Source organism: Pseudomonas sp. UBA5706, from assembly GCF_002419965.1.
Classification (GTDB): domain Bacteria; phylum Pseudomonadota; class Gammaproteobacteria; order Pseudomonadales; family Pseudomonadaceae; genus Aquipseudomonas.
Genome location: NZ_DIHC01000046.1, coordinates 55703 through 73567, shown reverse-complemented (window position 1 = coordinate 73567; position 17865 = coordinate 55703). Strand labels below are relative to the sequence as shown.

Annotated in this window: 15 protein-coding genes; 2 read left to right on the top strand and 13 right to left on the bottom strand. The window is 61.8% G+C overall.

What is annotated here, in order from left to right:
- Positions 1-58: 58 nt before the first annotated feature.
- The 3 genes from B3I26_RS23535 to B3I26_RS23525 all read right to left on the bottom strand — a co-directional run bounded on the left by B3I26_RS23535 (position 59) and on the right by B3I26_RS23525 (position 4387).
- Positions 59-1210 (bottom strand): WD40/YVTN/BNR-like repeat-containing protein, encoded by a 1152-nt coding sequence (locus tag B3I26_RS23535; protein ID WP_296261228.1) that lies wholly within the window; start codon positions 1208-1210, stop codon positions 59-61.
- Between the two features lie 120 nt (positions 1211-1330).
- Entirely contained in the window at positions 1331-2695 is a 1365-nt protein-coding gene (locus tag B3I26_RS23530; RefSeq protein ID WP_296261227.1) for a DUF1329 domain-containing protein, read from the bottom strand.
- 30 nt (positions 2696-2725) lie between these two features.
- The gene (locus B3I26_RS23525; protein ID WP_296261225.1) at positions 2726-4387 is read right to left on the bottom strand and encodes a DUF1302 domain-containing protein; all 1662 of its coding nucleotides are present in this window, start codon (positions 4385-4387) and stop codon (positions 2726-2728) included.
- A gap of 444 nt (positions 4388-4831) precedes the next feature.
- On the opposite strand from B3I26_RS23525, the gene B3I26_RS23520 reads away from it, so the two are divergent.
- Positions 4832-5677 carry an SDR family oxidoreductase gene (locus B3I26_RS23520; RefSeq protein WP_296261222.1) on the top strand — a complete coding sequence of 282 codons (846 nt, stop codon included), beginning with the start codon at positions 4832-4834 and terminating at the stop codon, positions 5675-5677.
- Between the two features lie 55 nt (positions 5678-5732).
- Here the strand turns inward: B3I26_RS23520 and B3I26_RS23515 are convergent, their stop codons facing one another.
- Both B3I26_RS23515 and B3I26_RS23510 read right to left on the bottom strand, forming a co-directional pair.
- Positions 5733-6755: an amidohydrolase family protein gene (locus tag B3I26_RS23515; RefSeq protein WP_296261221.1), complete on the bottom strand. Its 1023-nt coding sequence runs from the start codon at positions 6753-6755 to the stop codon at positions 5733-5735.
- Positions 6756-6842: 87 nt separating this feature from the next.
- Positions 6843-7754 carry a LysR family transcriptional regulator gene (locus tag B3I26_RS23510; RefSeq protein WP_296261220.1) on the bottom strand — a complete coding sequence of 304 codons (912 nt, stop codon included), beginning with the start codon at positions 7752-7754 and terminating at the stop codon, positions 6843-6845.
- Positions 7755-7887: 133 nt separating this feature from the next.
- Here B3I26_RS23510 and B3I26_RS23505 point away from each other — a divergent pair, with 133 nt between their 5' ends.
- Complete coding sequence (locus B3I26_RS23505; protein ID WP_296261219.1) at positions 7888-8784, top strand: helix-turn-helix transcriptional regulator; 897 nt, start codon at positions 7888-7890, stop codon at positions 8782-8784.
- Positions 8785-8793: 9 nt separating this feature from the next.
- On the opposite strand, the gene B3I26_RS23500 is transcribed toward B3I26_RS23505, so the two are convergent.
- The 8 genes from B3I26_RS23500 to B3I26_RS23465 form a co-directional block, all read right to left on the bottom strand.
- Entirely contained in the window at positions 8794-9720 is a 927-nt protein-coding gene (locus B3I26_RS23500; RefSeq protein WP_296261218.1) for a quinone oxidoreductase family protein, read from the bottom strand.
- 79 nt (positions 9721-9799) lie between these two features.
- Complete coding sequence (locus B3I26_RS23495; protein ID WP_296261217.1) at positions 9800-11056, bottom strand: MFS transporter; 1257 nt, start codon at positions 11054-11056, stop codon at positions 9800-9802.
- 27 nt (positions 11057-11083) lie between these two features.
- Positions 11084-11896 (bottom strand): SDR family NAD(P)-dependent oxidoreductase, encoded by an 813-nt coding sequence (locus B3I26_RS23490; RefSeq protein WP_296261215.1) that lies wholly within the window; start codon positions 11894-11896, stop codon positions 11084-11086.
- 29 nt (positions 11897-11925) lie between these two features.
- The gene (locus B3I26_RS23485) at positions 11926-13293 is read right to left on the bottom strand and encodes a phosphotransferase family protein (RefSeq protein ID WP_296261213.1); all 1368 of its coding nucleotides are present in this window, start codon (positions 13291-13293) and stop codon (positions 11926-11928) included.
- 43 nt (positions 13294-13336) lie between these two features.
- On the bottom strand, positions 13337-13771 hold the full coding sequence (locus B3I26_RS23480; RefSeq protein ID WP_296261211.1) for a nuclear transport factor 2 family protein: 435 nt from the start codon (positions 13769-13771) through the stop codon (positions 13337-13339).
- Between the two features lie 50 nt (positions 13772-13821).
- Entirely contained in the window at positions 13822-14619 is a 798-nt protein-coding gene (locus B3I26_RS23475) for an SDR family NAD(P)-dependent oxidoreductase (RefSeq protein WP_296261208.1), read from the bottom strand.
- 20 nt (positions 14620-14639) lie between these two features.
- Complete coding sequence (locus B3I26_RS23470) at positions 14640-15998, bottom strand: DUF1329 domain-containing protein (RefSeq protein ID WP_296261207.1); 1359 nt, start codon at positions 15996-15998, stop codon at positions 14640-14642.
- Between the two features lie 39 nt (positions 15999-16037).
- Complete coding sequence (locus B3I26_RS23465; RefSeq protein ID WP_296261205.1) at positions 16038-17699, bottom strand: DUF1302 domain-containing protein; 1662 nt, start codon at positions 17697-17699, stop codon at positions 16038-16040.
- Positions 17700-17865: the final 166 nt, after the last annotated feature.

The window sequence follows — 17865 nt, the reverse complement described above, 5'->3', positions numbered from 1 at the left end:
CCCGTTGAAGATGCGTGCCAGCCATAGCGGCCGTTGCAGTTGCAGTGCATTGCCGAGATCATTCGGCGGTGGCGATATTCACGACCTTGGCGCCTGAGAAGCGCGACACCAGCAGTTCGCCCGGTTTGCCGCTGTCGCTGGCGCCATAGACCTCGCCGCCCGGTACCCGAGGCAAGGTGTTCACTTCCAGGGTCCGGCGGTCGAGCCCGGCCAGTTCACCGCCCTGCCCGACCACCAGCCAGCGGTTCCCCTGACTGATGATATTCACCAGGCTGGAGGCAATACCGGTGTCGATCTTCTGCCACTGCTGACCCTCATCGCGGCTGGCGTAGAGGTTGCCGCGCAGCCCGTGGACCAGCAGCACATCGTTCAGCGCCGCGACGCCAAACAGCGTTCCGGCATAGGGCAATTCGATATGGGTGAAGCGCTCGCCGGCGACGTCCTGTTTGAGCAGCAGGCCCTGTTCGCCGCTGATATAGAACACGCCGTCCCGTTGCGCCAGGCCGTACAAATGCATGCGCCGTTCGTTGTCACTGCGTTCGACCCATGGCTGCCAGTGCGCGCCGTTGTCGGTGCTGTGCAGCAGCATGCCAAAGGCACCGGCGACGAAGCCATTGCCGTGCCCATCGAACAGCACATCCAGAAACGGCGCGGCGAGCACGCCAGGGGTGGCCGTGCTGCCGCTGGCCGTGGCGACTTCGTTAAGCACCTGCGCCGCTGCGTCGTCGCCCTTGTCGGCCAACGGTTGGTAATAATCATGCAACAGCGTGAGCAGACTGCGACCGTCGAGCTGCACCTGCCAGCTTTTCCCTGCATCGCTGCTGTGCATCACCAGGGAGTCATGGCCGACGATCCATCCGTTTCGATCATCGATGAAGCGCACTTGAACCAGGTCGCTGGACACCGGGCTTGTGACCTGCTGCCAGTTCTGTCCCGCATCGACCGAGCGCTGGATGACGCCGTGCGGGCCTACGCCGATCAGCGCCTCGCCGGCCCTGGCCACCGACAACACCGGGACCGGCAAGCGTTCGTCAACGGTCTGCGCGGGGGTCTCCAGCACCTCACCGACGGGAGCGGCGTGCACCGGGTGTATCGCGCTCATCAAGCAGGCAGCGAGCACGCAGGCACGAAAGGTGGCAGGCCAGGCGCGCGCCGGCTTTAACGGGGCCTGTGCCGCCTGGCAAGCGGCATGGGGTTCAGGGCTAATCATTATTTTTATCCTCATGCGGGCGGCCTGAAACGGTCACCCGATGGTATTGCTTCACGCCCAAGGCAACGGCATCCGTTATGACGCGATGCCGTTACCGATCCTTGCATCAAGCTGCACGTATCAGCGCTGGGTAACCCGTGCAACGATCGCTTCCATGTTCATGTCGCGTTCGGCCAGCGGCTTATCGACGAATTTGTAACCGCCTTTGAGGCCGTCGTTGAGCAGCGCATACATGCCTTTGTTGAAGTCGTAGACCACGTTTTTCACGTTGTAGGGAATGGTCTTGTCGTATAGCTGCACGCCGCTGAGGAAGATCGAGCGATACAGCGCCCCGCTCTTGTCCCAGGCGTCATACAGACCCACGCCGTAGGTGTCTTCGTCGAGGTAGTAAGTGCGCTTGCCATACACGTGGCGCATGCCCGGCTTGAGCGTGGCTTCGACCACCCACACCCGATGCAGCTCCCAGCGCTCGTTCTCCGGATTGGCAAAGTGCGGCTTGAATTGCTCATCCTGTTTCGCGCTGAAATAGAACTTGTAGGCGTTGTACGGGATGTACATCTCCTTGCGCCCGACCAGCTTGTAATCGAAGCGGTCCTGACTGCCGGAAAACATCTGCAGTTCGTCGAACAAGGTCACGCCGCCCTGGCTGGCCACCGGCGTGTCGAAGGCGAATTCTGGCGCCAGTTTCACCCGGCGCTGGCCCGGCGAATAGCTGTAGGAGCGGCGCGCCTTGGCTTGCGGATCCAGGTAGTCGTTGAGCAGCACCACTTCGCCCGAACGGCGCGCCGGGTAGTCGTTGCGGGAGAATACCCGCGCGTACATCATCGGATCGCGGTCCTGCTGAGTGACCTGGTAGTACGGGGTTTCTTCGAAGGTGGCCTGTTCGGCGGTCTTGGTGATCGAACCGTTGGAGTCGACGACCCAGCTGTTGGACGAAGACGTGGTCGAGTAACCGGTGCCGATCTTGTAGCGCACCTGCTGGTTCCACATCACCTCATTGCCGGTCTTGGGAATCGGGAACGGCAGACCGCCGCGGCAAGCGGTGTCGACCGCCAGGCCGTCCTTCTGGATCTGGCAGCTGGTGGCATTGCGTGCGGTCGCATCCAGCACGGCCTTGGGGTAGGCGGTGGTGCGATGAGACGGATAGATGTCCAGGTAGTAATCGGGGTATTTCTTCAGCAGGGTTTTCTGCCCCTCGCTGAGTTTATCGGCATATTTGTCGACGTTTTTCGAGTCGATGCGAAACAACGGTTTCTCGTCCTTGAACGGATCGACCCAGAAACCGCTTTCCGGCTTGAAACCCGCCGGAGCGGTGGTCAGACCGCCGGTGTAGGCGGGAATGCTGCCGTCAGCATTACCAGCCAGCAAGGCACCGAACGGCGTCAGGGTCTTGCCGATTTCCGCAGCTTCGTTGGCTGGCACCGCAGCCAGGCTGCAGGTAGCAAAGCCTGTCAGCACAAGGGATAAGGCAAGTTGTCGTTTCATACAGGCTTACTCCACTTCTTATTAGATTTGTCAGAATGAGGTTTTGAAGGTGAACGCCAGCCATCCGCGATCCGTGCCGCCGACGTTACCGTTGCCGGCGATCGTCCCGTTGGTCAGGTTTTTGGAGCGCGCTTCAGTGTCGGCGTAACGCAGACCGAACTCATACAGCTGGGCGTAGGTGAATTTGACGCCAACCGAATAGGACAGCGCGCCTTCGTTACCGCCGCCCGCGGTGGGGGCGTTACCGTGCAGGCCGTAGTTGACGGTCAGCGGGACATCCAGGTCCCATGATGGGAAGATCGAGATGTACTGCGGGGTGTAGTTGACCGCCATCGCGTAGTAGTTTTTCGAAGAGCAGCCGTCCGACTCACTGCCGGAACCGGCGATGGTGGGCGTGCGGGCGTTGGTACAGGCGGCAGTCCCGGCACCTTTGTACAACTCGTCATGTTCAGTGACACGCAGCAGGTGGCTGTAGGCGAATTCGCCGACCAGCGTGGCGTTTTCCGAAATGAAGTTACGGGGTACGCCGTACACCGCGTTGGCCACGAAGTGCAAGGTATCGCCGCGCGGACCCTCGTTGTCGACGGTGCTGACCCCGGTGGCGTTCAGGGCGCCGTTCATGCGATAGGACACCTCGCTGCCGACGGCGACGGTGTTGATCACTCGCGCAAAACTCAAGCCCGCCAATTTCACGCCTCGTGGATAGACCACCCGGTACAACCCGGAAGAGGCCTTGATCTGCGGCGCAAGCCAGGGCTGGTAGTCATCGAACTCGCGGTAGTAGGCCCCGAAGGTCGACTCCAGTGCTTCCACGTTGAGTTTGGCCATGACGCCCCAGTTCTTGCCGTCACGGCCAAAGCGCGAATTCTGGCGCTGGAATACCGAGCCATTGGCCGCGAGCGGCAGGCGGTCAGGCCCCTCGAACAATGGGTCTGCCCCGCCGAAATAGGTACCGCCGTAGGGAATCCGCGTAGGTTCCCACTCATAGAAGTACTGACCGGCGACCGACAGGTTGTCGGTGACCTGTGCCTTGGCCGACACCTGTCCGACCGGCAGGAACACTTCCTTGGTTTCGATACCGGGGCTGGTGGCCGCCTTCACACCGTCGCTGGGCGCCTGGGAATAGGAAACCGAGTGCGCGCCGAACAACAGGCCCTCACCCCAGTAGTTGGTGTGCCGGCCAGCCTTGACGTTGACGGGCGTGTCGCCGATGACGAAGTTGCGCCACAAAAACGCGTCGAGAATCTCGCCCGACGGGCCCTGCACGTAGCGTTTCACCTCGCCGCTGTAATGATCGTTCTGATAGCTGGTGGCATAGCCGGGCACGTTACTTTTGACGTTATCGTCATGGTAAGCCTGGTCATACCAGCCGGCGGCGCTTAGACGCGCGCCCCAATCGTTGAGGTAGGAGAAGTCGATTTCGGTTAACACATCCAGCCGATTTGTAACAATATCGCCCCGATCGAACTTGCCGTCCGACTCGTCATAGTTGGGGGTGTTCATGATGCGACTGTTCTGGCCGTCGGTGCGCATACCCAAGTTGTAGCGCACGGTATTGTCCCAGCGCAGACGGTAATCAGGGTTAGGCAGATCGAACGATGCGGCAATGGCGCCTTGCCCGCATCCAAGCATCAACAGGGTGATTGCACCGTGGGTCAACGCTACGCGACCCGGGTTGGTCATCTCTCTCATACAAACTACCTTTTATTTTTATTTTCAGTCGTTTATGTGCATCCGGGCTCTGCTGGTTCGCGCTCTGCTCCTGGAAAGATCGCGTTGCGATTCCAGCCCGGACGATGGGCTCCTGAGGTTCTTCCTACCTCGGTTTAAGGCCACCTCGTCAGCTGAATCTCAAGGTAATGGATCTCTTCCTATAATTCCACATAAAGATTCACGTTCTATATACAGAATTACGAGTGGCGTTCAGTCCGGTTGCCCGGCGACCTTGCGCACGCTGGCCGACAGGGCAATACTGCACACATTATTTATTAATGTTCAATTAAAGATTCCATTACCCATGCCGACGCCTGTCAGCCGTTGCATACTCAAACGCTGCGGCCAGGCGGGCTCCGGTGGGCCAAGGCCCCGCCAGCTGCGGCTCGAACGCCTCACATAACGACAAAAAGAGGAAAACTGATGAACATCGACCTGAGCGCCAAACGCGTCATCATCACGGGAGGCTCAAGGGGTATCGGCCTCGCGATTGCCAAGGCTTTTGCCAACGAGGGCGCGCGCGTCGCCATTTGCGCACGCAGCGAGCATGCCGTCCGCGAGGCGGGACAGGTTCTGGCAGAGCGGGCGCAGGCGGTCATTGCTCGGGCGGTGGATGTCACGGACAGCGCAGCCGTGCAAGGCTTCGTCTCGGAAGTTGCACAGGCCTGGGGCGGCGTCGATGTGCTGGTGAATAACGCCGGCCAAGGACGCGGCGGTAATCTGGACACCCTCACCCCGGAAGCCATCCTTGAACACGCCAATGTCTTGCAGATGGGCCACTTTCGCTTCGTTCAGGCGGTGGTGCCGTACATGCGTGAACAGCGCTGGGGACGGATCATCGAAATTAACGCCCTGGCAGGCGCGATCCCCACGCCCGATGGCATCCCGTCGGTCATCAACCGGGCCTCATGCATCGCCCTGTCCAAAACCCTGGGCATGTCGCTGCCCAAGGACAACATTCTGGTTAACAGCCTGAACATGGGCTGGATCGACACCGGCCAGTGGGACCGTCATTACAAAGAGATGGGGCCTGGCGTGAGCCGCGAGGAATTCGACGCGATGGTCATGAAGGTCGTGCCGATCGGGCGTTACGGCAAGCCGGAGGACGTGGCCGGGATGGCGCTGTTCCTGGCCAGCGAATACGCGAATTTCATCAGCGCCGCCTCCATCGACATCGCCGGTGGCATGGGCGGCCAAATCGCTTATTTCCCTCAGCTCAAGCGCGATTTCGCAGCCATGGTCAAGGCGCGTAACGCGCAACAGGCCTGACACCAGGCCTATCGCGAGCCGGCGGTAACGCGGCTCGCGATAGCGCGTGCAGTCCTCAGACCACCGGCGTGGGCACGCTGAGCTTGAGCAACTCGATCGCGTTTTTGCTGCGTATACGCTCACGGTCGGCGTCGCTCAGTCCAAGTCCTTGGGTCAGATCACCGTGATCGTAGGCGCCGCCGAAATTGGTCCCATAGAGCAGCCGATGACTGCCCACCACTTCCGCAACCCCGCGCCGCAATCCCGGGGCGTGCACGTCGAGATCGAAGTAGAAATTGTCCATGTATTCCATCAACGGCTTTTTGTTGCGTGAATCCGGGGCCATGGCTCGATTCAGCTCGCTCAGACGCCCTAGTTGAAACACCGCCATGCCACCGGCGTGGGTGATGTAGGTCTTCAGATTGGGGAACACGTCCAGCGCCCCGCCGTTGATCAGGTACCAGAAAAACAGCGTCTCATCGACGCAGTCGCCGACGATGGAGGTGGTCTCGAAGCGGTCTTCGGTGTGCCGCTCGCCCAGCCATATCGACTGGTTGTAGCCGTGCACCATGATCGGCACGTCCAGTTCCGAGAGTTTTTCCCAGACCGGGAACAGCCGCTCATCGTGGGCTTCCAGGCCATTGAAGTTGGCCCCGCCTACACACACGCCCTTGGCACCGAGCACCCTTACCGCCCGATCGATTTCGCGCACGGCCGCCTGCGGATCGGCCAGGTTGGCGTGGCACCAGAAATCGAAGTGATCGGGATCGACGCGGCAAAACGCGGCGATTTCGTCGTTGCAGATTTTCGCGTATTCCGTACCGAACTCCGCCGCCCAGTACATGAAAGCGTGTGACGGCGTCGACAGCACGAGCTTGTCGACACCCCGCTCGGCCATCAACGCACGTCGGCTGGCGTGGGTCATGCGGCTGAGCAAATTGGCCTGGGCTTCTTCGTCGGTCGCCGCTTTAGCGGGCTGTTTGGTACCCAATGAAAAATGCCCCACCGTCAGGCCACCGGTTTTCATGAACGGGCCCCAGAACTCATGCTGGTTGAGCATGCCTTTGGTAAGCAGGTGTGCGTGGACATCGATGAGCATGGTGTTCTCCTTGTTGTTTTTAGGGGTGCAGCGTCACGGTCGTGCCATGCAGCGCAGGCGCGAAACGGTCATTGGGTGATGCGCGTGTCAACTGGCACAGGCCATGAGCAGGAACTGCCGAAACGCTTGCGCGGCTGCGCTCAGGCAGGCTTGCGGGTGCCAGATCAGGCCCAGTTCCATGGGCGGCACCGGATCGGCCAGCGGGCGAATGTCGATCTTCTTGCCCTCCAGCGACCAGGCGCGATAGAGCATGTCCGACAGAATGGTCACTCCGAACCCATGAGCGACCAAACCGCGCAGCGCCTCCATCGATGAGGTGCGCAATGCCACCTGCGGCGACAGGCCCTTTTGCTGCCAGTAACGGGCGGTCGACACCTCGCCCTCATCCACCGTGGCCAGGATGTAGGCGTGCTCGGCCACATCCTCAAGGCGAATCGTTGCGCTTGCGGCCAAGGGATGTTGACTCGACAACCACAAGCGCCTGGGTGAACGGATCAGCACCTGGTGTTCAAATAAATGCATGTTTTGCGTGTTCGAGATGATGACCAACCCAAGGTCCAGGCTGCCCTGGGCAACGGCGCTCTCGATGTTTATGCGGTCAAGGTCCTGCAGGTCGATATCGACTTGCGGATAGCTGCGTTTGAAGCGTGCCAGCAGCGACGGAAGAAAGTAGCCGAGTACCGTGTACGACGCGCCGACGCGCACGCTGCCCGACACGGTGCGACTGTGGAACAGCGGCTCGCTCAGGGCGTCCTGCAGCGTTTCGAGAATGTGCCGCGCGTACTGTTCGAACTTGTGCCCTTCTGCGGTCAGCGTGACGCCGTAAGGCAGGCGGTCGAACAGGCTGGCGCCCAGCACTTCTTCGAGCTGCAACACCGCGGCGGTGACGGCCGACTGCGAAACATGCACCCGCAAAGCGGCCTGCGAGAACTGCCCGGCATCGGCCGCCGCCACGAAATAGCGCAACTGGCGCAATGAAATGTCGTTGCCTTTGGCCATTGGTTTTTCCAATACCTGAGTCTTGTTTTTATGAATTACCGGATCGGTTTCACTGGATACACTCCACCGGCGACAGGTTTTGCAAGCATCGACCTCATTCAGCACCCACAATAAAAACCGCTGAGGGTAGAACATGAACGCCATTGACTACATCGAATGCGATAACACCCTGCGTGGTGACTTCAGCACCGAGGCTTCACTGGTCCAGAAAGACTTCGACATCCGCCTGGAACGGGCGACCTGGCCCACTGACGGCATGGCCCTGATCGAAACCCACGGCAGTTGCCTGATCCGCCTGCTGCTCACTGACGAGCCACAGCGCCCGCGTCCGGTGGGCAACCGCGGCAGCTTCGGTGGGCGCAATGGCGAACACTTCAAACCGCTCGGTTCGCTGCTGTTCATTCCCCCTGATACCTCCTTTCACCTGGCCCATGACGCGCGCCGGCAAAAGGCCCTGATCTGCCTGTTTAACCCTGCCACCCTCGGCCCGCTGGCGGCCTGGCGCTGGGACTGGGATGCCTGCCTGCACGACAGCATGCTCAACGTGCAGAACGTCTTCCTGCGAGCCTCCTTGCAGCGCCTTGCTCAAGAGGTGTCCGCACCAGGCTTTGCCAGCGAATTGCACAGCGAGTACCTGCTCACCGGCATCGCGCTGGACCTGCGCCGCGAATACCTGGGGCGTCAGGTGGCAGCACGTTGCGACGGCAAACTGTCGCCGGTGCAACTGCGACGTATCACCGAAGTGCTCAACGCTGCGGTCCAGCAACAGCCCTCGCTGCACGACATGGCGCAGCTCTGCGAGTTGTCGGTGCGGCGGCTTTCGCAATGTTTCAAAAACACCACCGGGCTGACCCTGCGCCGCTATGCCGCCCAAGCGCGTATCAACAGGGCCAAAGCCCTGCTCAGCGATCCGCGCTGGCTGGTAAAACAAGTGGCTTATCAAAGCGGTTTTCAGAATGCCGCTGCGTTCACGGCGGCGTTTCGCAAGGAAACCGGTCTGACCCCGGAGCAATTTCGTCTGTTGCGCTGAGCGTGCGGCTCAGCGCGCGATCTTCGCCACGATCTTGGCGTGCGGCCCGGCGACTTGCGCCGCCCAGGCGTCCGCTGCCTGATCGAGGCTGTAATCGGCGTAATCCACCTGAATCTGCTGTTCGCGCGCTATGCGCAGCAGGCGCAACCAGATCTGCTCACGGTCGGCAGGCGGACGCTGGCCTGTGCCGATGCACGAGAGATTGCGGAATAACAGATCGGCAATGTCCAGGTCGATCTTGCGCCCGGCACCGGTGCCGATGGTCATGATCCGCGCGCCCCAGTTGGTCGCCTTCAGCGAAGACAACAACGGCTGGCCACAGACCAGATCCAGCACCACGTCGAATCCACCGTCGGCGGCGTCCTTGAGCGCTGCCGTATCATCTTCGCCACCCAGCGCCACCACTTCATCGGCCAAGCCACGGGACTTGAGTCCGGCCAGTGCCTGCGCGGAACGCGCTGCACCCACCACCCGGCCGGCACCCAGCGAGCGTGCCAACTGCAGGGCAATCAGCCCCAAGGTGCCGGTGGCGCCGAGGATCAAGACCTTTTCACCCTTTTGAATCTTCGCCAGTTCCAACGGCACTACGGCCCCCGTGGCGGCTATGCCCATGCTGATGGCCGTGCGATCGTCGACGTCGTCGGGGACTTCCCACACCTCTTCGCGAGGCACCAGGGTGCGCTCGGCCCAGGCGCCGAAGGGCTGCACCGAGCGTTCGCCGAAATACACCCGACGCCCTTCTGCCGTGTGCCCTACCCCTTCGCCGCGAATCACGCAGGGATAACTGACGCCCAGCCGGTAAGCCCCGAGCACATCCCAGCCGCCCAGACCCGCAGTGTCGACGTTGATCAGCACCGAGCCCTCAAGGGGTTGGGGTTCGCGAAATTCTTCAACGACGGGTGGGGCGTTGCGTTCGTGAATAACAGCGGCACGCATGGCGGACTCCTTGTAATTATTGTGGTCAGCAAACGAATGAGCGGAATAATAGAACAGATATTGGAAATCTGTTCCACTTTTATTGCGCAGGATGACTGTGCAGATTCGAACTGTCGGCAAAGGTCGGGTAGCCACCCAGGCTCAGAAGCAGCAGCGGGCCCACGACAAAACAGGCGCAGCACGCCATTAGCATCAATTGATAACTGCCCGTGGATTTGAGCAATGCGCCAAACAGCAAGGGTGAGATGGCCGCGCCAGCGGTGATCAGGCCCAGATGCGCGCCGAACAGACGACCGTAATCACGCATGCCGAAATAACGGGCGATCAGGAACGCGGCGATGTCGAACTCGGCCCCTGCACCGACGCCCACCAACAGCGTGGCGAGGATGTACCAGCGCGGGTCTGGCGCTACGACGGCGAAAATCACACAGGCGAACGCTGGCATCAGCAACGCCAGCGCGGCCACTCCCGGGGCCCACAGGCGGTCGATCAAGTAACCCACCAGCAATCGACCCAGAATCAGGGAAATACCAAAGGTGCTGAACACCTGCCCTGCGGCCATGGCACTCAGGCCACGGTCCTGCAACAAGGGCACGATGTTGGTGACCAGACCGACCACGCACGACACCACCAGGGTCATCGACAGGTTGCACACCCAGAACCGCCAGGAACGCAACGCTTGTGCCAGCAACAGACCCGAGCGGTGGGTGGTGCGCTCGGGCGGCAACGCCACTGCCGGCGCCGTGTGTTGCGGCATCAGCCAGCGCAGTGCCAGCGGCAAGGCCAGCAGCACAGGCAAGGCCGCCAGCGCGATGAAGCCGGTCTGCCAGTTCCAGCGCGTCACCGCCCAGGTGGTCAGCAACGGCAGCCCGATGGCCGCCAGGCCCGAGCCACTGAGGATGACGGCCAGAGCCAGGCCGCGATTTTCTTCGAACCACAGGTTGACCAGATGCGACCAGGTGATTTGTAACGTACCCAGACCGGCCAGCGGCACCAGAAAAAACCCCAGGTACAGCCACCAGATCGACTCGCCAAGACGGGTCAGCGTCAGCAGGCTCAGCGTCAGGGCAATAAGCGAGCACACTGTTACCCGTCGCAGGCCGTAGCGCAGGTTCAACCAACCGGCCAGTTGCGAGGCCACGATGGTGCCCAGCGACAAGGCGGTGATGGCCGCCTGCAGCTCGCTGCGCGGCCAGCCCAGGCTCTGTTCCAGCGGCACTACCATGGAGCTGAAGCTGTACAGCAACAGCGAGCTTGAGCTGGTGGCAACCCCCACCAATGCCAGCAGCAGAATGCGCCAGCCCTGTTTGAACTCGGTGGAATCGAAGGTCTTCATAACGGCTACTCGGGCAATGAAAAGGGCTCAATCGGTACCGATGAACACCGCGGCTTCAGCGGTTTTTTCCAGCACATGCGCACGCCGCGCCTGCCCGGCCTGTGCGCCGTCGCGGGTGTCTTCGGGGTGTATGAATGTCGGGCCGTGGGGTAGCTGGCGCAAGGCGTCGACCACGATGTCTTCGGCGCTGGGCAAGGTCATCGTCAACGCATCGGCAACGCCCAGCCGGACCATAGCCTCGCGCATGGTCGGCGTGTCCACGGTGCCGATCAGCACGTTGAGCACGTGCACGCCGAGATCCTTCCATTCGGCCCATAACGCTTCGCCCAGATTGAGCATGAACGCCTTGGTTGCGCAGTACATGGCCAGCTTGCGGATGCCACCGAGTGCCGCCTGTGAACCCACCAGGATCACGCCGCCGCGCTGGCGTTCGAGCATGGGCTGGCCGAACAGGTGGCAACTTTCCATGACTGTCTGGCTGTTGAGCCGCAGCAGCGACGACCAGTCCTCTATCGAGCTGGCGAGAAAACGCGTGAGGTAGGGATCGCCCCCCGCGTTGTAGATCAGCAGGCCGATTTCGCGCTCGGCGATACGCGCCTGGATGTGCTCGACGACGCCTGCCTGGCTGAGGTCTGCGGCGATCACCAGCACCTCCACCGCGTAGGTATCGACCAGCTCCTGACGCAGCGCCTGCAAGGCAGGTTCGCGCCGGGCAACCAGCACGCAGTTAAGGCCCTGGCGGGCCAAGGCACGGGCGAAGGCTGCGCCGACACCGTGGGACGCTCCGGCGATCAGGGCCCATGGCCCGTATTGCCGGTTGAAAGGGGTTTGCTCAGGCATGCAAAAAGCTCCTGTTGGCAGCGCAAGGTTCAGAGAGGAGGAAGGTCGATGTGACTGGCCGAGCCACCAATGGCGGTCTTACCAAATACCTGCACCCGGCGCTCGATCTGCGACATGAACAGCGTCAGCAGCGCCCGGTCGTGTTCGGGTCCGGCCTGGGCGACGAATGTCTCCAATGCGGCGTCGAGGGACTGCCCGTGTGCAAGGTCATGGCCGAGCAAGGTCTGGGCCTCTTGCCGATCCTGCGCTTGCAGGGTCAGGGTCATGGCGTCGGCGCAGCTCAGGTATTCCACCAGTTTGTTGACCGACGTCAGCCTGGATTGCTGAAACGGATCGTCGATCCAGACCTGCGCCAGTGCATCGCTGAGCATGGTCAATAACCCATGGTTGGGCCCTTGGGCCTGCAGGGTCTGCTGCGCTGCAATGATCGGCACCCCCATGGCTTCGGCCAGCGCGTGTACCACCACCCTGCGCAAGGCCAGATCGAACTCCAGATAGGTGTCGTGCGGATCACCGGGCTGCGGCGTGGCCACTGTCGAGGAAAACTGCAAGGTGCTGACCGTGGCGAACAGCACGGTGTGATAGCGCACCACGTCGGGCTCCGCCGGCTCGCCGGTCAACTGTTGATAATAGCGATACAACTCGCTGAAGGACTCGCCCAACGGCTCATAGTTGTCGCGCATCCGGGCCGAGGCCAGGTCCGCCAGAGGGTCGCCGATCAGCGCGAATTCGAAATCGTACAGCGCGTTGACCTGACCCGCTTCGAACAGGTATTGGCCCGAATCGTATTGCACGAAGGCCGCGCGGGTGCGGTGCTGCGGTACATTGCGGCGCAGCCAGCCGAGGGCGAACTCGGCCAGCGGTTCAGGTTGCGTCTTGTTGCGCTGGTACAGCGGGTAATAGGCCTCAAGCCCTGCCAGGGCAATCTCGTCAGCGCTGGACTGGTTCTTGATGCCCATCTGCACGAACGGCGGCAGCGGCAATTGGTGCATCGCGGCCATGGCTCGCACCCATTGCCGGGCCACCGAGCTGCGTTCTTGGTCATCGGTGGCCGCCTTGACATCGCGGGTGCCGGGTACCAGCTCCATGATGATGGCCTGCGGGTCTTCACAAAACCCGTAGATGCGCGGCATCGGGATGCCCTGTTCATGCAGCAGGGTGAGGATCTGTGCTTCTCGTCGCAGGTCGGGAAACGGGCTGACGTCGCCGCCACGCTCGCCGCGAATGTGCACACCCATGACCTTGCCGTCGCGCAGCACCTCGACATTCCACGCCGGGCGCCAGCGAATCAATCGCTGCATGGCGGTGACCTGACCGCCCACGGCCTGCTCGACGCAGCGTCGCAGCTTGCTCTCCAGTAGCTGATCGGCATTGCCCGGTGTCTGTGATGTTTCCATGTCCGGCGTTTCCATGTGCTTTCCTCCAGTGTCCAGTCGGTGCTCAGGCCAGCGCAGGTCCGCCGACGTGCTCCAGCGGCACGCCTTTCTTTTGTGCAAGGTCTGCGGTGTCGAGGTATTCGCGCCAGGCGCAGATCAAACCTTGCGCATCGAGTTCGAACACCGCGACCATCGAGTGCGGCATCGGCCTGCCGCCTGACACCGCATAGTCATCACGCTCGGTCATGACGATGCTGTCGGAGGAGACAATGTGTTTGATCGTACACAGGTTGTGGGTCACGTAACTCATCTGCCTCAGGATCTCCTGACGCAGCGCTTCGCGACCGCGAATCACCGGACCGCCCGGCACCCACAACTGCCAGACCGCGTCCTCGCTGAGCATCGCAAGAATTTGCTCCACCGCAGGCCGTGAGCCCGCCGTACCGTCGCCCCACGCCTGACAGAATTCGCGGACGCGCTGTTCCTGTTTCAATCCCATGATCGAAGCCCTCTTAATGAAGTCGTGTTGAATGAATGCTTATCCGCTGCTCACAGCAGCGCGCGCACCACCGGTACCATCGGCGTGGCGCAGCTCATGCCACCGTCCACCCGCATCAGCGCACCGTTGATGTAGGTTGACTCGTCGCTGGCGAGAAACAGCGCCATCTGTGCGATGTCGTCCGGCTCGCCCAGGCGCGGGACGTTCTGAATGTCGAGAAAGGCCTGGGTCATGGCCTCATTGGCCCAGCCCTGCAGCGCAGGCGTGCGGATCACCCCCGGCAAAATGCCGTTGCAGCGAATGCCGCGTTTACCGAAGGTGGCGGCGATGGTCTGCACGTACCAGTTCACCGCCGCCTTGGAGGCGCCGTAGCTGAACTGCGCCACCTCACCGGCAATGGAACTGGTGGACGAGGTGAAGATGATCGAGCCGCTGCCCTGCTCCAGCATGAACGGCAATGCCCACTTGCAGGCCAGCACCCCACCGAGCACATTGACCCGCATGTTGGTGTGGAACAGCGCCTCGTTGAAGTCGATGAAATCCACATCGCGGGCGGTTTGCGGGTTCTTGCTTACGGCGTTGTTGTACAGCACGTCCAGGCGCCCGAAGTGCTCGATTGCGGCGTCGACCATCGCCTTGAGCTGGCATTCCTCACCCACATCCACCTGCAGCCAGTGCGCCTGGCCACCGGCCTCGTTGATCGATTGCGCCACGGCTTGGGCGCTATGGGAAAACAGGTCTGTCACCAGCACCCGTGCGCCCTGCGCCGCGAACAATTGCGCAGAGGCCTTGCCGATGCCGCTGCCAGCGCCGGTGATCACTGCGACCTTTCCTTGAAGACGATTCATGCTCTGACTCCTCTGTCCGTTCAACGGGTCGCACCGCCTGCGATGGTTTGCGGATTGGCCTCGCGCTCGGCCACCGGTTCCTGGCGATAGTGGGTCGGGCCGTTGCCGAACATGCCGTACTGATCACGCGTAAAGTCGTACAGCGAATACGAATCCTCCTGTGGAGCGTTGGGGATGCCGTAGGCCTGAATGTTGTATTGCGACCCTGTGCGGAACAGCTCGCCGCTGTCATCCCAGGCGTCGTAGAGCGCCGCACCGAAGGTGTCTTCGTCGATGTAGTAGCGGCGTTTCTTCTGCGCATGGCGCACGCCGTCCTTGCGCGTGGCCTCGACCACCCAGACGCGATGCAACTCCCAGCGCTCGCAGGCCGGATTGATGTGTTTGGGCATCAGTTTGGTGTCCATGTCGCATTTCCACTTCAGGTCGTAGTTACTGTAGGGAATGAACATTTCCTTGGTGCCCAGCAGTTTCCAGTCGAAGCGATCCATCTTTCCGGAAAACAGGAAGATCTCGTCATAGAACGCCACCCCGCCAAACGCCGAGTTGGGCGTGTCGTAGGCAAACTCGGGGGCCTTGCGCACCCGACGCTGGCCTGTGGAATAGCTCCAGGCGTAGCGGTCTTCGGCCACCGGATCGAGGTAGTCCCAATAGCCGGATGCCTGCCCTGCGTTGCGCGCCGGAGCGATGGTCCGCGACCAGATACGCGTGCCGATCTTGGGATCCCGCGCCGGAACGTCGACTTGATAAAAGGGTTTTTCGCCCGTGGAGCGGTTGGTATTGGTCAGGGTCGGCCGGCCCTGATTCACCACCCAGGCACTGTGATTCCAGTCCCAGCCGTTGACGCCCTGATAATTGAGCAGGTAATTCCACATCACCTGCATGCCGTCCTTGGGCAACGGAAACGGCAGACCGCCACGGCAGGCCTCGGCCATCGACAGGCCGCCGTTCAACGTCTTGCATTCAGGGTTACTAGCGTTGCGCTGGGTCGCGGCGAGGAAGTTTTCCGGGTAGGCCGCAGTGCGGTGGGTCGGGTAAACCTCCAGGTAGTAAGTGGACGGGTTGCGTTTGAGCAACTGCATCTGCCCGGCGCCGAGCTGGTCGGCGTACTGATCGGCGTTAGCGGCGGTGATGCGCAACCTGGGCTTTTCATTGGCAAAGGGATTGGGCCAGTTGCCGTCGCCGGGCACCATGCCCGCCGGTACTTTGAGGCCGCCGTCGTAGGCCGGGATGGTGCCTGCCGCATTGCCTGCGGCGGTCGCGCCAAAGCGGGTCAACCGATGGCCGAGGTCGGATGCAGTACTGGAGGGGTCGGCGAAACAGGGGGCGATAAGCAGAGGTGTCAGTACCCCCGCCAGCAAGCCGTTGCGGATCGACATCATGGAAATCTCCCGTGAGTGTTTTGACAGAGGGAACAAGGGTCAGAAAGCGGTGCTCAGGGTCAGCGATACCCAGTCGCGGTCGGTCAGCCCGACATCGCCACGGCCCCCGACCACCGTATTGCCGACACCGGGAACATTGCGTTTGATGGTGTCGCTGCCGTAGCCGATGTAGGCCAGGGTGACTTCGTAGCGCTCATCCAGCACGCCCTTGATCCCGACCTTGTAGCTGTATTTGCCCTGCGCCCCGCCGCCGGTAGCGGCATTGCCGGAGAGGCCGTAGTCCACACTGATCGGCGCCGAGAGGTTCCAGCCGGGAAACACCCCCAGCCACTGCGGCGTGAAGTTGACGGCCATGCCGACGTAGTTGCGTGTCGCACAGCCCCAGTTCTTGTTCTGGCCGACGCAGCCGCCGTAGCCTTCACCGCGAAACTGGTCGGCGTTCTTGGTGACCTGCTGCAAGTGGCTGTAGGCGACTTCCGTAATCAGATTCCCGGTGTCGAAAAACCGCGTCTGCGGCAACAGCCACAGACTGTTGGCGACCACGTGCCAGGTGTCGCCACGGGCGCCCTGATCATCGTCCAGGCCGAAGCGGCTGGACAGCAGTGCGGCGTTCTGCCGGTACGACACGTCCACGCCCACCGACGCCCCGCCCATCACCGGGCCCGCCGACCAACCCAGGCTGTATTGCCGTACGTTCTCGGCGTACACGTAGCGAGCGAAATTGGAACCGACCTGCAGGCCCCACGGGTTGTAATCATCGAACTGGCGGTAAGCCAGCGACAGGTCCGAGTGCATGAAGTCCAGGCTGTAGGTGGCCATCACCCCCCAGTTACCGGCGTTTTTCGGGGTCTTGGGGTCAACGATGGGATAGGCATAACCGGGGGCGACCGGCAGTTGGTTCGGCCCCTGCAGCGCCACGTCGGCCGCCGCCAGGTAGGTGCCACCTTCCGGCGCCCGGGTGGTGTCCCACTCCAGGAAATACTGCGCCGCCAACGACAGCTTGTCGGTGACCTGCGCCTGAGCCGAGACCTGGGTCAGCGGCAGGAAAATTTCCCGGGTTTCGGTGCCGGGATTGGCCAGGGCCTTGCGACCGTCGATGGGCGCCTGTGAGTAGGACATGGCGTGACCGGCGATCAGCAGGCCGTTGCCCCAATACACGGTGTGACGACCGGCGCGCAGGCTGACCGGTATTTCACCCAGTTCGAAACGGGTAAAGGCGAAAGCGTCCAGCAACTCACCGCTGAAACCCCGGTGATAACGCCGGGTCTGGCTGGAGTAATGACCATCGCGATAGCTCGGCGTACTGGGGCCGGCGGGTGCGCCAGCATAGTAGACGTTGCCGCTGGCGGTTTCGTCGTCGGTGTCGGCGTAGGCCTGGTCGTACCAGGCCGAACCGCTGATGCGAAAGCCCTGGTACTGCTTGTAGGTCAGCTCCAGCTCGCTCATCAGGTCCACGCGATTGGTCACCACATCGCCACGGTCGAACTTGGAGTCGGATTCGTCATAGGTGGCATTGCGGGCCAGCGCATGGTCCTGATCCTTGGCCCGTACGCCAATGTTGTAACGCAAGGTGTTGTCCCAGCGCAGGTTGTAGTCCGGGTTGCCCAAGTCGTACTCGGCGGCCTGGGACTCACCTGCGATGATCAACAGGGTCGCCAGGCACAGCGCCTCGTTGAACTTCTCCCTCGTGGACTCTCGCATCGTGCGACCTCCGTCATGCCGATTGTTTTTATTGTGTGCCGACTGCCAGCTCAAGCGCTCATGGCGCTGGATGACGCTATGCAGTAGACGGCACATCCCAAGGGCTGACAACGCATGAGGCTATCGCTCAACTACCGGGTGCTATCGATGAAATACCGACGCTTGC